Genomic DNA, 15,156 nt, shown 5'->3' on the forward strand with positions numbered 1-15,156 from the left:
GTTCTGCAGCCTCAACTGCGAAGAGCCCCTTTATTCCGAAGAGCCACTTGGAGTCAGGTATCGCGCAGGTAACCGGTATCGGGGTCGATCTCGGTGAGGAAGTCGCGGACTGACTCTCGATGCTCCTCGTCGGCGCGATCGGCGGCCGGGTGGCTGGCGCTCGAGAAGCCGTACCCGGAGTTGGGTCCGCTGACCCACTCGTAGTTGTAGATGCCTCTGCCACGACGCGTGACGATGAACATCTCTCCGTCCACCATGATCTTCTGCTTCCCGCTCATTCCTCCATAGTTGCACGCGCATGGGCTCTGTCGAGTACCGGGTTCGGTACAGAGATGGTTCTCCTGCGCAGGGTCGTACCCCCAGGTCTGCTGCATGATCCGGTGACATCCGATCCTGCAGTCGCACTCCCGGCTACACCCTCAACTGCGAAGAGCCCGAAATATGGGTCAATGCAGACTCAGCCCCAGGCACCTCGGGTGTCGTGGACGATCTTCTGCGCGAGCAGCGAGGCATCCCGATGGCGGATACCACCTTCGTCAGCTTGGCCATGGCAGTCCCACTTTCTCTGTCCGGTCACACGGTGATGACCCCAGTAATAACCGCGGGTGGGATCGGCTCGTGCACCGATCCTACCCGCGGTGAGGACTGCTGTGTGTTGCTGGCTCGGCCTTCTGAGCTCAGCGGAGGCCGAAGAGCTTTCCGAGGCCGCTTCCGGACGACTGAGAGTCCGACTGTTTGACCTCAGGTGCCTTCTCAGTTGGAGTTTCGGCTGGCTTGACCGGCGGCGGGGGAGGGAACTCCGTGTTGGCTCGCTCTGCCTTCGGGGCGGGAGCGGGGGTGTCGTCGGCTTCCGGGGTCGGGGTCACCGATTCGGGAGCAGCGGTTGCGGGTGCGGCAGCCTGCGGGACTGCGGTGTCGGCCTTGGGAACCGGGTCCGCTTCGGTGGCGGGTTCCGGTGCCTCGGTGGAGGCCTCATTCTAACCTGTGGTCTCCGACGAATCGGCGGGGGCATCCTCGGCGACGTTCTTGATGAGGGAGAGCTCGAACTCGAGCGTGATCTTGTCGCTGACGAGCACGCCACCGGAATCGAGCTTCGTATTCCAGGTCACGCCCCAGTCCTTACGGTCGATGCGGCGCGAGCCCTCGAGGCCGGCGCGCAGGTTGCCGAAGGGATCGGACTCGACACCGATGAGCTCGAGCGGGATGGACACGGTCTTCGTCATGTCACGGATCGTCAGCTCACCGGTGACGATATAGGAGCCTTCGTCTACCTCGTCGATGGCGGAGGAGACGAAGCGGATCTCCGGGTAGGCGTCGACGTCAAAGAAGTCAGCCGAGCGCAGGTGCTCGTCGCGGCCTTCGCTGCGGGTGTCGACGCTCGCGGTCTCGATGATGACGGTGGCGGTCGAATCCGAGAGATCCTCGGCGATGTCGGCCGAACCGGAGACATCATTGAACGCTCCGCGCACACGCGAGACCATGGCGTGGCGTGTGGAGAACCCCAGTCGAGAATGTGAGGGATCGATGTCCCAATGACCTATGATCCCAGGATTTTCTGTCATGGGGGCAACTCCTTCGGTTCCTCCGCGCTCCTGTAGGGGAGGCTGTCGTAGTCGGTGTGCCAATTCGCAGATCGAGCGATCATTGAAAAAGCAATCGCCTACGTAGTCTTACACGGGCGGTCGGGTGCGTGCCACCTCGGTGCGGGCCGGTGAGGCGATGGCGGCGCTGACGTCGACCGCCGATCGTCCGATTCAGAGATCACCCGGCGCAGACTCGATTTTCGCCCTCGTGTCGAAGTCAATCCAACAGTGCTGCGACGAAGGGGACGGCGTAATTCCAGTCGTCTCCGTCCGGATCGGCAATTCCCGCCTCGTCAAGCCAGGTCTGGTCAGCCTCGGGGTGCGGGCCGACCAGACCTGCCATACCGTCACCGTGGTCGTAGCGTGCTGCGGCGATGTCGCCGTTGCTATAGCGCGCGAACACGTCGGCGCGATCCTCGGGTGGAGGAAGGACTGCGCCCTCTTGGAAGAATGTCTGGCGATGATCACCCCTCCAGGCGACGTCGACCACGGTCTCTCTGCTGTCGGTGACTGGGAATTCGGGACGGCCGACCTCACCGTCGAGGTCCGATTCGACGAGGCCGAAGGCGACCGGCCCCGCCAGGTAGGCGCCCATACACAGACCGAGGTAACGACCGCCGTCTGCAACATACTGTTCAAGGCCGCCGACGAATCGAGGGGGCAGCGCTTCGGCGGCAGCGTCGATGTCATCCCCGCCACCGGGTTGGACGTAGAGGTCCACGTCTGCAAGGGAATCGGCCTGCAGCGGCAGACGTTCACCGCGACCGATGAAGACCACCTCGGCGTCGGTGAACGAGGCTCTCAGCCGTTGTGCGACCGTCTCGGGGCATCCGTCGCACGCGGCCTCACCGCGGTACACGGCCACTAGCGGTGAACCCGGACTTGAAGTGTCTGCGGCGGCGCAGCCCACTGAGGCGGCCGCGGTGAAGAGACCGACCAAGAGAGCTGCAACGGCTCGTCGGATGGGGGCGGTCATGATGCTCGGCCCGGGGCATACCCGGACTCCTCGGACACAGATGGGGGAGTTCCGCAGGTTGCGATCATCGTTTCGCACTAGGTTCGTTGTCGGAACGGCGGGAGGCAGATGAGAGTATTCCGGCGATTCCCTGCCCGGCTCGATCACCGGAGACCAAAGCTCCTTGGATCGAGCCGGTGTCACGGTGGTCGCCGCAGACGAATATTCTCTCGGAGATCCGCTGCACCGATCGGTCGATCAGAGGGGGAGCCGAGGCCGGCAGTGCATGCGGAAGCCGATGATTGATCAGAACCTGCCACCGGCGCGTCGACGTGGCGTAGATGCGTTCGAGATGCTTCCGAATCTCCCGTTCGTCGGCCAGACCGTCGGGCCGATCGAGCAGCGTCGTTGCCTCGATGAGCGCCGATCCCGCAGGCGCGTAGCTCGGTGCTGCATTTGAGACCACTGCAGTGTGCCAAACGGGCCCATCTGGGCCTCCCTGGGGAGCCGAGGCATCCAGTACCAACAGCGGATCCTCGAGAGGAGGTTCCGGAGCTTGGAACCACCAGGTCGTCAGACCGCGTGTAGGAGGAGTCTTCTCGCCGGTCAGCTCCTCGAGATCCTCAGCACCGACTGCGGTGACAGCGACACGCGCCCGTATCCGTCCCCGGTCGGTGTCGACTTCCACACCATTGCCGGTCTCGCGAAGGTCTCGCACGGCGGTGTTCACGCGCACCGGCGATTCGAGAGAAGCCGCCATCTGCTCGGGCAGAGCCGCCATGCCTTTACTGGGCAGACCGGGGATCGCGCGCACGAACGATCTCATCAGCAGGCGGGCATAGTTCGCCGAGCTTGCGCCAGAACTGTCGGCCAGCACACCGGCCAGGAACGTGTCGATGACGTCTCGGCGCAATGCTCCCGTGACTCCCACAGCATCCAAAGAGTCTGCCAGAGTTGAGTCCCGCGTCGCCCGCGAGGCTGACGATGGCCGCAGCAGAGTCGGACCGAGCCACCTCAGAAGTCCGCGGATCTCCTTCGGTTTGATCAGTCCAGAGCTCAACACCGATGACTCGCCGCCAGGCCGACTCAAGGATGCGCGCAGCGTGGTCAGACGCTGTCCCTTGCGGACCATCACTCCTGCGCCGAAGGTCTGCAGGTCCAGTGAGGCGACGTCGATGAAGGCGCGCACTGCGGGGTACGCAGGATTGAGCAGCTGAAACCCGCGGTCACAGAGGAAGCCGTCGATTCGATCGGTGCGCACGCGACCGCCCACCCCATCACGCGATTCGCAGATCTGGACAGTCAAGCCGTTGCGCTGCAACCGTCTGGCACACTGCAGGCCTGCGAGACCTGCTCCCACGACTACAACGTCGGCGTCCACGATTCTCCTCTTTTCGGTTCGACACCAGCATACGCGTCGCGCCACCGTGGAACATTGAGTCATCGGAATGCTGTGGTCTTCGAGACCGAGAACGCCAGCTCAGGTCATAGCGGGCGTGCCGAAGTCGCTGCTCATTGTGCGCGGACGGTCAAGACTGGTGGATGAGCGTGAGCGATGCACTCGAGGCTGACGGAACCGAGGATGAGGCTGGCGAACTCGCCGTGGCCGCGGGTTCCCAGGACCAACAGTTGGGCGTTCTCGTTGGCTGTGATGAGCTCGGTGGCGGGACGGCCATGTGTTAACCGTCGGCGAGCCGGCACGGGACAGCCGTTGTCGAAGGCTTTCATGATCGCGTCTGCCTGCAGTTCTTTGGCCTTGTCCTCGAAGGCGGCCGCGTCGGAGCCTCAGTGCTGAGGGCTGCGGGCTCACCCCAAGCCGCGTCTGCCGTTTCGAGGTCCGATGGCGGCAGAGCTTCGTTTCAGTGTTTGCGAGGAATTCACAGCTGGGATACCCGGTCGAGTAGATGGGTCTATCGCGTTCTCATCATCGCTGACAGACTTGGTCCAAGAGTCCAACCATCATCCGCCGGTTGTGGGCGCGATCTGATCGCAGAAAGCGGGACGGCACCAGTTCAGCGACGGCTGCCTTCTCTTGACACCGCGCCGCCAAGGACGTCTCTGGGGAAATCTAGGTCGGCCACATACTCCGCTCTACGGCGTGTGCTGCGCGGGTGGCTGAGCTGAAAACTTGAAACACGGAGGCCGGAGCGATTCGCGTTCCAACGACCGCAGTGTCCGCTGCGCCTTGACACGATCAGATTTTTCTATGTCTGTGGCCACCTATACCTATGAGGCTCTGCCAGCAGCCGAGAAGAAGGTACTGCCTAAAGAGCAGATAAGGGCCGAGTACCGGACTACGCGTGGGCATTGGGAGGAAAGTGGCCCAGCCATGACGCGCACTGACGACATTGCCATCCGCGCCCCAAACGTGTTTATACTGTAATCTACACCACATTGAAATGGGTGATTACCCACGACGATGACTTCGCACAAAGGTGAGGGGATCGATTTTCATGAAGAAGAAGCTAATCCTAGCGACTGGCATCGGGGTCGGGTTCGTGCTCGGTTCTCGAGCGGGCCGAAAACAGTACAACGCCCTCGTTGCCAGGACCCGCGAGATGTGGAACAGTCCTCAGCTCCAGCGGTTCATCGGTGCTGTGACTGGCTCGGTCAAAGACCATGCACCTGACATCGCCGGACAGGCGGGCGCGAAAGCGAAGCAGTTCGGAGCCGGAGCCGCGGATGAGGCTCGTTCGCGTGGACAAGCCGGTTTAGCCGATACTCTCGACAAGGCCGGCGACTTCGCGCAAGGCGCAGCCAAGTCCGTGGGGGAGGCCGCGTCAAATGCTGCCGCTCGACATAGCAGCGATTCCAGTGGGAGCTCACCCACTGACACCAGCGCGGCGACCTCGCCTGAGGCTGCGCCGACACAGGCACCTCGCCACGAGTCGGACGCCTAGCAGACTTCGACAACGATCAGCCTCCGCAACTCTTCGTATTGAACGGCCTCTGGGTCAGCGTGTGTGTCGATTCTCTTATCTCAGAAACAGAGGGCCCAGTCCGCCCTCGCTTTCGAAAGCAGGTGCCTGATGTCTGACTATGTCCCTAGTTCAACGAGCGCCGTCTCGACTGGTGAGCTCGTCTCGCAATTGTCAGAGCAGGCTACACGCCTGGTCCGTGATGAAATTCAGCTCGCGCAGATCGAGATGAGCGCGAAAGCCAAACAGGCCGGCGTTGGTGCGGGCCTGCTCGGTGCGGGCGGCATTATCGCCCTATTTGGTCTCGGTGCGGGAATCGCGACCGGCATCATCGCCCTCGCTCTCGTCGTGCCGGCATGGTTAGCGGGTCTGATTGTCACCGTTTTTCTGCTCGCTGTCGCAGGGATTGCCGTACTGGTCGGGAAGACTAGAGTCACTGCGACTACGCCCGTGCCCGAGCGCGCAATCGAGGGTGCGAAGCGCTCTGTGGACACAGTGAAGAAGGGAGCCCGTGATGGCGGACACCATTGATGCGGGTCCCGCCTGGTCGTCGGATAGACCGGGTCCGGACGCCTCCCAAGCCGAGGTCGAGGCTGACATTGCCCGTACCCGTGAGCAGCTTGGCCAGACACTGGCCCAGCTCGTCGAGAAATTCGACGTCAGAGCCGGGGCCGAGCGCACGATCGAGGAGATCAAAGACAACGCGACCCATACTCTCGACGAGGCGGGTCACAAGGTGACTGAGAAGCTCTCAGCAGCCACCGGTGCAGTGAAGTCTGTGTTCTCCTACGACGATGAGACCACCTCCGCGGCTGCCGGAGCCGGACCGGACACAACGGCAGAGACCCATCTGGCATTGAGGTCTCGACCTGACTGGGCCAGTCTTGCGCCGTTGATGATCGCCTCGGGCCTGGCCCTGACTGCTGTCATTGTTGCGGTGGGGTGGCGGCGATGACCGGCAGAAGACGGTCAGCATCCGGGCCTCCGATACGCTCTGACCGGCAATCGAGCCGCGATGAGCGTGTGGATGCTGATGATACTGGTCCGGTATCCTATGACGAGGCGAAGGATTCGAGGCACGGTGTCGCAGCTGAGCATCCGACCAAACCTGATACTCCACAGAAGCTGACCGGACCGACGTGGAAGTACGTGGCGGGCAAGACACTGCGGGAATTCCTCGGCGATGACTGCCTGCAGTTAGCTGCTGGTCTGACCTACTATCTGGTTCTCGCATTGTTTCCGGCTCTTCTGGCGATTCTGTCGATCCTGGGTCTGGTGGGCCAAAGTCAGCAGACGGTTGAGACGGTCACCGGCATCATCACCGATCTTGGCGGAACATCCATCGCGGATACGCTGAGGCCGACTCTGATGCAGTTGGCACAGAACTCGTCGGCGGGATGGGCATTCGTCATTGGTCTTCTCGTGGCTCTGTGGTCGGCATCTGGATATGTAGTTGCCTTCGGCAAGGCGATGAATCGCATCTATGAGAAAGGTGAAGGTCGCCCGATCTGGAAGCTTCGCCCTCTCATGCTTCTTGTCACCCTCGTGGCTGTGATTCTGGTTGTCGTCGCAGCGTTGATCCTCGTGGTCTCGGGGCCGGTGGCACAGGCGGTTGGTGGTGCGATCGGGTTCGGCTCGGGTGCTCTGCTGGTGTGGCAGATCGCGAAATGGCCCGTTCTGCTCATCATCGTGATCGCTTTGGTCGCTTTGCTCTATCATGCGACACCGAATGTTCGACAGCCGAAGGTCAAGTGGATCAGTCTCGGATCGGTCTTCGCGATTGTCGTGTGGGTGCTGGCCTCGGCGGCTTTTGCGTTCTACATCGCGAACTTTTCGAATTACGCGAAGACGTATGGGGCCCTGGCAGGGGTCATCATCTTCTTGCTCTGGCTGTGGATCACGAACATTGCCTTGCTGCTGGGGGCTGAGCTCAATGCTGAAAGCGAACGCGGGCGTCAGCTTCAGGGCGGTATACGGGCCGAAGAGGATATTCAACTGCCTCCGCGTGAGACGACGATACTGGATAAGGCAGAGCGGAAGAACGCCAAAGATGCTCGGAGAGCACGGGCCCTGAGGAAAACCCGAGGCGAAAGCGCCCAGCCGACTCGCAACGACTAACAGGAAATGATGACTCGTAGGAGAGTGAGACATGGTCAAGACCGATGACACAACCGGCAATACCGCGGCTAAACTGTTGTATCGTCCGTTCGGGCTGATCGGAAGCGTCGCTGGTGGTGCCGTGGCGGGGGTGGTGTTCAAACAGATCTGGAAGCGTGCCACTCCTGGTGACAACGCCGATGCTCCCGGTGCCTTGGAGTCTGAGCACAGGCTACGTGAGATCTTGGTGGCAGCCGCTTTGCAGGGTGCGCTCTTCGCTCTGGTGAAAGCATTGGTCGATCGGGGCATGGCAAACGTGTTCACAAAGTTCATCGGCGAATGGCCGGGTGACTGAGTACTTCACACACGGTCCTGAAGTTTCTGACACGACCGCGTCCAATGTGGGTGCCAGTGTAAGAATGAACGACGCAGCCTTCGACGGCAATGGTGAAACCGTGGAAGTCATTGACGACGAGCCGGTTTCGAGCGATTCGACGCATTGGCTGAGTTGCGAGACCGTGGTTACGCAAAGGCGAATGAGTTCGAGAGCATTCTTGCCAGGATTCCCGATGTGTAGGCATGCGATGCCGTTCCAGCGACCTGGAATATCGGCCAGATGGCCCGCTTAGAATGTGAACGTCGATATGTTGTTCACCAGGGAGTCTGCGTTGTTGATCAGTGCGCCTGCCTCGATGATCGACGCGACGATTCTTTGTCGTTTCCAAGACGGGGTAATACGAACAGACTTCACGCCTCAGAAAAATGAGCCACGTGACTGACCGTGAGAATCAGGAAGGAACAGATATGACTGAGACAGTGAAAGTTCCGCAGCCGGCTGGGAGCGAGACGACACGGACTGAGAACGCGGAGCGCGGTTTCGCAGCGTCGCCGGCGTTGGCGAAGAACATGCAGACAGTTCTCGTTGACTTCATCGCCCTCCAGCTCGTCGGCAAACAGGCGCACTGGAATGTTGTGGGCCCGAACTTCCGGGACCTTCATCTCAACCTCGACGAGGTAGTCGATATCGCCCGAGAGGGTGCCGACACAATCGCCGAGCGTATGCGCGCACTCCACGCCACCGCTGATGGACGTCCCGCTGTGGTCGCTGAGCAGACTGCATTGCCGGAGTTCCCGGCAGGTGAAGTGCTGACCGGCGACGTGGTTGACCTCGCTGTCCGAGCGGTCGAGACTACCGTGGCCACGATGCGGCAAGTGCATGATGAAGTTGATGAGGCGGATGCGACCACCGCCGACATCTTCCATGACTTCATCGCGCGTCTCGAGCAGCAGGCCTGGTTCCTCAGCGCCGAGAATCGACGTCCCGAGAACTGACAGGTAGGGCCTGAGGTCCGCTCTTCAGGCTGACTATGCGCCGCTGGCGAGTCGATCGTCGACTCACCAGCGGCGCACTCACGTTCCTCCCCGAAAGACAATAACCAGATCCTGCCGTGACCGGCTGCTGAGCGGTCTCATACATTGCCTTTCTCCACGCGATCATTGACAGGCGCCGCCCGGCGCCGAGAAAGTTCTAAGGCAAATGAAGCCGACGCCTGTCTTCACCGCAGAACGCTCGGTGAGCTGGTTCAGCAGCAACGCGATGATCGCGCTGACGAGTACGGGCTTTGGTCGCCCGAGCATTCAAAGCTGTGCTGCGCTTCAGCTGGTCTCGGCTGAGGCGTGCCCCGGTTGGCGTATCTCGGTGAAGCTCGTCGTTGATGAGCCGGCATCCTCCGGGCGCTTGTCCATCGCATGATTGAGGTCACGCAGAAACCGAGTGACGACACCTCGCTCGTGGGGAGTCATCGCATCAGTGACGTCCAGCATTCGGGCGTGCATGTCTACGAGTCTCCGCCGTACATCACGACTCGCCAAGTCGGTGGGTTCCACGGCGATTGAGCGCCTGTCGTCAGGGTGAGGGAGATCCTGTCTGAGAAGTGTTCGGCTGCCTGTGCGTCAGCTGTTGATGAGCAGCAGGATCTTGCCGTGGTCGAGCTTCTCTTCGAGGTCGTCGGACTCGTTCGACGTGAAGCCGAACTCCTCGAAGATCGCGCGCAGCTCGTCGCCCTTCTTGTCATACCGCGTGCCTACGAGATTGCTGAGATCGTCGGGTTCGTTGACATTGACACTGCCTGCGACGCGGTCGGTGCGGTCATCGTCATGGGAGAGGACGAAGAGGTCGTCCTTGGCGATGCCCGCTGCCGCCTGGCGTTTCACTTCATCCATCAGTTCGGTATCGTCCTGGAACTCTTTGACTGCGGGTTTCATGTCGACTCCTTTCATGTTTACTACGTAATCATGCTAACAGATGCCACGCCCCTGAGTGAGGAGCCGAAGCCGAATTTTCAAGGGGGTTCTCCTGGTGGCGGTGTCGATGTAGCCTAGAGGGCGCAACCCAAAAATGTTTACACACTAATCGTGTCAGGAAATTGAGAGGATGTGTTCGCCTGTGTGACACGCAAGATGAGCGAGCAGGTTCAACCTTCGTCAATCCGGGCAGGGAGGATCCCATGGCCCAGAACCGTCTGACCAGAAACGACCTCGTGGCAGCGGCGATCACCTTCGTCGACGTACACGGACTCGATGCGCTGACAATGCGACGCCTCGGGCAGTCCCTCGGGGTCGAAGCCATGGCCTTGTATAGGCATGTCTCCGGACGCGAAGACCTTCTCGAAGCGATGGTCGAAGGTCTCATCGACAGTCTGTTCGATAACCGGCTGATGAGGCAGACGCCGTCATCGTGGGAGAACTATCTCCAACGGGTGGCCAACACGACGAAAGAACTGGCGCTCGATCATCCCGGGATCTTTCCCCTGATCGCTACTCAACCGTCCCAAGCCCCGTGGCTGCGTCCTCCATTGCGCAGCCTGCGCTGGGTCGAAGAGTTCCTCTCCACACTGCAGCAATTCGAGTTCTCCGATGCGGCCGCGGTCGGTGCCTACAAATCGTTCACCAGCTTCCTCATCGGGGATCTGCTCCTGCAAGTCCATTCCACGAATTTCGCCATCACTGACGAAGACGATCACGAGAGGTCCGATGACGACTCCGACTTATCGGAGTATCCCACCGTGAACGAGCTGAGTGACCTGCTCAGCGAAGATCATCGCCAACGCCAGTTCGACGATGCCCTCGACGAACTCATCGAACGCATCCGCCTCTCACCAACCAATTAGCCATACCCTCAGACAGCTCACTGAGCTGAGAAGGACCAACATGCTCGACACCTCTTCAGAGGCCCTCCAGGTCCTTCTCGTGGCCGACCCGGGCCTGCCCAGCCGCCGAGCGGCCGCTATTCATCAACGACTCGAAAGGCTTCTGCAAGACGCGTATGGGGTCACAACGACCTTGTACACGGCGACTGACACCATCCGCTTGACACCGGAAAGCGAACTCGACCTCAGCGCTGTCGAGGACCTTCGGGCCGACTACTCGGACGTCAACATCGTTCTGATCCTCACCGAGATCCCGCGCCATACTCAGGGCGACCCGCTGATCGCCGAGGTCCATTCCGACAGCAACTTAGCGATCGTGTCCTGTCCCACTCTGGGCGCATGGTCGACCAAGCGCCGCATCATCAAAGTGCTGATGAGTTCGGTCAACAAGTTGGTGCCGTGGGATCCCGAAGAGGCGACCCGACGATTCCTGCTGCGTTGGTCGAACTGGTCGAGGAACGAAGACACGCAGCACCAATCGCTGCACGCCCACACCTTCACTGGAGGCCCACGTCTGGTGCTGGGAATGACGATGGCCAACGACCCGTGGCGCACCGTCCCGAAGCTCTCCGGAGCTCTCGCGGCGGCGTCGGCCACAGGAGCTTTCGGCATCTTCTACAGCTCGATCTGGCAGATGTCGACCTATCTGTCCACCGCGCGGCTGCTGTCGATCGGCGCAACAGCCATTCTGGTCATGGTCTCCTGGCTGATCGTCAACCACAAACTCTGGGACGAACCACGCAGCGATAGCCTGGCCACGGTGGTGATGTACTACAACCTCTCCACCGTCCTGACACTGCTGATCACGGTGTTCGCCCTCTACGCTGGACTGGTGGGCCTCATTCTGCTGGGTGGACTCATCGTCATCGATCCCGAGTTCATGACGGCCCAGATCCGGCAGGAGGCGACGGTGGCGAACTATCTCGATATTGCCTGGTTGAGTGCAGCGATGGGCGTCGTCGCCGGCGGTATCGGTGCGAGCTTCGACTCAGACCTAGATGTGAAGCGACTGACTCACGGACAGCGGATGCGCCAACGGGTCTACACCGACAATGACCTGGACACCGATGATGTCAGCCAGACCGCCTGATGGCTGATAAGGACCTGCCCGACGATTTCAGAAAGACACGACATGAACACACAGCATCGGTTAGACGTCACTGGGATGATTTCGGCGCCTCTGGGCTCCTGGCGCGACGAACCTGCCTGCCACGACGAGCTCAGGAAGCTGGTCACCAGCAATGCGCAGACCGCTGACAAGGTTCGCGCCTTGAGTCGATTTCTCGAACTCACCGGGACCTCGTCTCAGATGCGGCAGTGGGAGTCGCTGCTCGAGGTGGCGGCCGTCGATGTCGCTGTCGCTCGGATGCTCGAACCCCATGTGGATGCGCTGGGCATCCTTGCAGAAGCCGGACACGACGCACCTGATGGCTCGACCTGGGGCGTCTACGCCGCCGAGTCTCCAGCTCACGTCCTCACCGTGTGTGCAGATGGCGAACAGGCCGTGATCGTTGGGGAAAAAGCCTGGTGTTCCTTGGCGGGCGAACTCTCGCACGCGATCGTCATCGCCGGCAGCGACAGAGGATCGTACGCCTGTGCCGTGGACCTCAGGGACCCCCGAGTGCAGGTCCAGCCGACTGCGTGGCCGAGCGTGGGGCTGGAGGAGATCCCGAGCGGAAGTGTCGCGTTCACGAAAACGCCCGTCACCGTCCTCGGTCCGCCGAACTGGTACCTGGATCGACCTGCGTTCGCGTGGGGAGGCATCCGGGTGGCAGCATGTTGGTTCGGCGCAGCCGTGGGACTGGCAAGGAACGCCGTGCGACGGCACAGCAAGCGCTCCAACCCATCCTCAGTCGGTCAGATGCTCATCGGTCAGCTCGAGGCTGAGATCTTCTCGATTCGCAGCGTCCTCGCGCAGGCAGCGGCCGCAGCCGACGGGTGTGACGAGTATTCCCGCGCACGTGCCTGGACTCTGGCCCTGACGGTGCGCAATATCATCTGCTCAGGAGTTCGCAGGATCCAGCACCTGAGTCGCGAAATCGCGGGACCGGCAGCGCTGACAGGTGACGCTCGCTTCGCCAAAGCCGACGCTGATCTCACCGTCTACATCAGTCAGCACCACGGTCCCCGCGATGAAGCCGCTCTGGGCACGGAACTTCGCACGAGGGACGACCATGATGGGTTTTGACCATCGAGACCCCGGCACGCGCGAGAGCTCTTGGCGGGAAGCCGGCGTCCAGGGGCTTCCCGCGCTCCGGGTCGAGGCCATGCCCGCTGGGCCACGTTCATCATCCTTGCCGCACATCCGGACGATGAAGCCCTTGGAGCGCCTGGCCTGCTGGCTCGCCTGCGTCGGTCCGCTCACCGAGTCGTCGTGCAGCTCTTCACCGCAGGGGAACAATCCCATCCGGGTTCTCCCACCCACTCGACGAAGGAACTCAGATAGATTCGTCTGCGCGAGTTCAATGCGGCACTGGACCTGTTCGACCATGGTTGTCTGTCTCGCCGCTTCGTGGGGTTGCCTGATGGGCAGCTGAGCGCATTCAACCAGAGGATCGTCTACGAGATCGGGGCCGAAGTGGACCAGCACCAGGGACCCGTGGTGCTCGTCTCACCTTACAGTCGGGACGGACATAGTAATCATGAGGCGATCGGTGCAGCGGCCCTGCAGTTGGGGCGTGAGCATCACACGATGGTGCTCGAGTACCCGATCTGGTACTGGCATTGGGCAGTCCCTGCCGATGAGGCTTGGCGCAGTTGGTCGTTTCTGTCCGATCCGGCGAACTTCGACAGACAGGCAGTGTTCGACGGGTATCCGTCGCAGGTGTCAGCGCTATCCGATCAGCCCGGAGACGACGCAATCCTCAGCCCCGCTCATCTCGAACACTTCCGTCGTGGTGGAGACATCTTCGCGGTCTCGGACTTCCGCGACGGTGCGGCTCCGGTGCCCGGTGGCGACGGCTCAGCGAAGCTCCACGACGCCAGTGCGGCTTCTGCGGTCTTCGACGTAGTCCACGTCCGACGGTGCGACCCCTGGCAGGTGTGGAGTTCCGAATATGAGATCGCCAAACGCAGGAATCTCCTCACCCATCTGCCTGCGGTTCCGTACGCTCATATCCTTGAGATCGGCTGCTCGGTAGGCGCTTTGACTCATGATCTCGCCGGTATCGGCGCGCAGGTGACGGCAGTCGATGCCAGTGAGGAGGCGTTGCGAATCGCCAGACGGCGAGGGACGATCCCGTCGGCGGAAATCCACTTCGTTCACGCCACCGTCCCCTTCGAATGGCCTCAGGGCACTTTCGACTGCGTCGTGCTGTCGGAGACCGGCTTCTACCTCAGTCGTTCTCAGCTTCTCGAAACCTTGGAGAAGATCGATGGCTCGACAACGGTTCGTTTCATCCTGGTGCTCTGCCACTGGAGGGGCGAGATCGACGATTGGCCGCTGGATGCCGATGAAGTCCATCGCATCTGCTTGGGCGCCTGGCCTCATCATCGCGTTGAACACCGGTATCAAGGGGGCTACCGTCTTGACATCATCACGGTCGACAAGGGCTCCCGCCCAGCCGCGTCGGAGGGGCACGCATGATCAGGCGTTTAGGTGTCATCATTCCGGCCCACAATGAAGAGGACGACATCCTCGGGTGTCTCGAGTCGTTGCAGCGATCACACTCATACGCTGTCGAGAGAGGCATCAACTGTCGGTTTCGAGTCGTTGTCGTGGCAGATGCCTGCACCGATGCCACGGCGAGCATCGTCGAGGACTTTGCCGCCAGGCATCGCAACGTATTCGTCCTCGCGACCTCTTTTCAGTCCGTCGGTCGAGCCCGCGACTTTGGATGGAGGCACTTCATGCGAACCGAGGAATCCACAACAGGGGAAGACTCCGACTCGGCGTGGGTGTGGGTCGCATTCACAGACGCCGACAGCAGAGTGCCCGAACATTGGATCACCACCCATCTCGAACTCGCCGCGAGAGGCGTCGATTGCCTGGTGGGCACTGTGGCCCCACGCCCTGAGACAGCAACGGCCGACCTGGTCGCAACTTGGCATGCCAACCACGAACTGCTCGAGAATCACCCGTACATATTCGGAGCGAACATGGGGCTGCGCGCCAGCGCGCTCGAAGCCATAGGAGGCGTGCCTCCGCTGGAATGTGGTGAGGACGAAGCAATCGTCGATGCGGTGCTGCGGGAGGGCGGCCGCATTCGCAGAACCGATGACTGCAGAGTGCTCACGTCTGCTCGTCTGTCCGGTCGCGTGCGCGGGGGCTTCAGCAGCTACTTGCGTCAACTGACGTGAAGCGACGGTGCTTTCCTGCCGAAGCGGAGTCGGAGCCTGTCCTACTGAGCGGTGCACCGAAAGGTGTCGCCGTCGTTCCCGGCTTCACGCGAGGC

At 61.4% G+C, this 15,156-nt stretch carries 17 protein-coding genes and 1 pseudogene; 12 read left to right on the top strand and 6 right to left on the bottom strand.

The window, feature by feature from the left end; genetic code table 11:
- Positions 1-53: 53 nt before the first annotated feature.
- From GUY30_RS02315 to GUY30_RS02335, 5 genes and pseudogenes are all read right to left on the bottom strand, one after another.
- On the bottom strand, positions 54-278 hold the full coding sequence (locus GUY30_RS02315; protein ID WP_167193769.1) for a hypothetical protein: 225 nt from the start codon (positions 276-278) through the stop codon (positions 54-56).
- A 699-nt stretch (positions 279-977) separates the two neighbouring features.
- Positions 978-1,562, bottom strand: coding sequence for a YceI family protein (locus GUY30_RS02320; RefSeq protein WP_167193771.1), 585 nt, complete (start codon positions 1,560-1,562; stop codon positions 978-980).
- Positions 1,563-1,800: 238 nt separating this feature from the next.
- Entirely contained in the window at positions 1,801-2,559 is a 759-nt protein-coding gene (locus GUY30_RS02325) for a BPL-N domain-containing protein (RefSeq protein WP_167193773.1), read from the bottom strand.
- Positions 2,560-2,623: 64 nt separating this feature from the next.
- Positions 2,624-3,919 (bottom strand): NAD(P)/FAD-dependent oxidoreductase, encoded by a 1,296-nt coding sequence (locus GUY30_RS02330; RefSeq protein ID WP_208091470.1) that lies wholly within the window; start codon positions 3,917-3,919, stop codon positions 2,624-2,626.
- Between the two features lie 131 nt (positions 3,920-4,050).
- Positions 4,051-4,296: pseudogene (locus tag GUY30_RS02335) on the bottom strand (universal stress protein); the annotation flags it as partial.
- Positions 4,297-5,567: 1,271 nt separating this feature from the next.
- Here GUY30_RS02335 and GUY30_RS02340 point away from each other — a divergent pair.
- From GUY30_RS02340 to GUY30_RS02365, 6 genes are all read left to right on the top strand, one after another.
- Entirely contained in the window at positions 5,568-5,987 is a 420-nt protein-coding gene (locus tag GUY30_RS02340; RefSeq protein ID WP_167193779.1) for a phage holin family protein, read from the top strand.
- Entirely contained in the window at positions 5,971-6,411 is a 441-nt protein-coding gene (locus GUY30_RS02345) for a DUF3618 domain-containing protein (RefSeq protein ID WP_167193781.1), read from the top strand. Before GUY30_RS02340 ends, GUY30_RS02345 begins: the two co-directional genes overlap by 17 nt.
- A gap of 68 nt (positions 6,412-6,479) precedes the next feature.
- On the top strand, positions 6,480-7,574 hold the full coding sequence (locus GUY30_RS02350) for a YihY/virulence factor BrkB family protein (protein ID WP_167193783.1): 1,095 nt from the start codon (positions 6,480-6,482) through the stop codon (positions 7,572-7,574).
- Between the two features lie 31 nt (positions 7,575-7,605).
- Positions 7,606-7,908, top strand: coding sequence for a DUF4235 domain-containing protein (locus GUY30_RS02355; RefSeq protein ID WP_167193785.1), 303 nt, complete (start codon positions 7,606-7,608; stop codon positions 7,906-7,908).
- Positions 7,909-8,357: 449 nt separating this feature from the next.
- Positions 8,358-8,885 carry a Dps family protein gene (locus tag GUY30_RS02360; RefSeq protein WP_167193787.1) on the top strand — a complete coding sequence of 176 codons (528 nt, stop codon included), beginning with the start codon at positions 8,358-8,360 and terminating at the stop codon, positions 8,883-8,885.
- A 205-nt stretch (positions 8,886-9,090) separates the two neighbouring features.
- A complete protein-coding gene (locus GUY30_RS02365) occupies positions 9,091-9,306 on the top strand; it encodes a hypothetical protein (RefSeq protein WP_167193789.1) in 216 nt (71 codons plus the stop codon).
- 200 nt (positions 9,307-9,506) lie between these two features.
- Here the strand turns inward: GUY30_RS02365 and GUY30_RS02370 are convergent, their stop codons facing one another.
- The gene (locus GUY30_RS02370) at positions 9,507-9,818 is read right to left on the bottom strand and encodes a YflT domain-containing protein (protein ID WP_167193791.1); all 312 of its coding nucleotides are present in this window, start codon (positions 9,816-9,818) and stop codon (positions 9,507-9,509) included.
- A gap of 242 nt (positions 9,819-10,060) precedes the next feature.
- On the opposite strand from GUY30_RS02370, the gene GUY30_RS02375 reads away from it, so the two are divergent.
- From GUY30_RS02375 to GUY30_RS02400, 6 genes are all read left to right on the top strand, one after another.
- Positions 10,061-10,723: a TetR/AcrR family transcriptional regulator gene (locus GUY30_RS02375; RefSeq protein WP_167193793.1), complete on the top strand. Its 663-nt coding sequence runs from the start codon at positions 10,061-10,063 to the stop codon at positions 10,721-10,723.
- Between the two features lie 40 nt (positions 10,724-10,763).
- A complete protein-coding gene (locus GUY30_RS02380) occupies positions 10,764-11,852 on the top strand; it encodes a hypothetical protein (protein ID WP_167193795.1) in 1,089 nt (362 codons plus the stop codon).
- Between the two features lie 42 nt (positions 11,853-11,894).
- Positions 11,895-12,950: an acyl-CoA dehydrogenase middle domain-containing protein gene (locus GUY30_RS02385; protein WP_167193797.1), complete on the top strand. Its 1,056-nt coding sequence runs from the start codon at positions 11,895-11,897 to the stop codon at positions 12,948-12,950.
- Positions 12,951-12,980: 30 nt separating this feature from the next.
- A complete protein-coding gene (locus GUY30_RS18150) occupies positions 12,981-13,208 on the top strand; it encodes a PIG-L deacetylase family protein (protein WP_167193799.1) in 228 nt (75 codons plus the stop codon).
- Positions 13,209-13,274: 66 nt separating this feature from the next.
- Positions 13,275-14,348, top strand: coding sequence for a class I SAM-dependent methyltransferase (locus tag GUY30_RS02395; RefSeq protein ID WP_167193801.1), 1,074 nt, complete (start codon positions 13,275-13,277; stop codon positions 14,346-14,348).
- The gene (locus GUY30_RS02400; protein WP_139470076.1) at positions 14,345-15,061 is read left to right on the top strand and encodes a glycosyltransferase family 2 protein; all 717 of its coding nucleotides are present in this window, start codon (positions 14,345-14,347) and stop codon (positions 15,059-15,061) included. The genes GUY30_RS02395 and GUY30_RS02400 overlap by 4 nt, the downstream gene beginning before the upstream one ends.
- Positions 15,062-15,156: the final 95 nt, after the last annotated feature.

It is taken from the genome of Brevibacterium pigmentatum, from assembly GCF_011617465.1.
Classification (GTDB): Bacteria; Actinomycetota; Actinomycetes; order Actinomycetales; family Brevibacteriaceae; genus Brevibacterium; species Brevibacterium pigmentatum.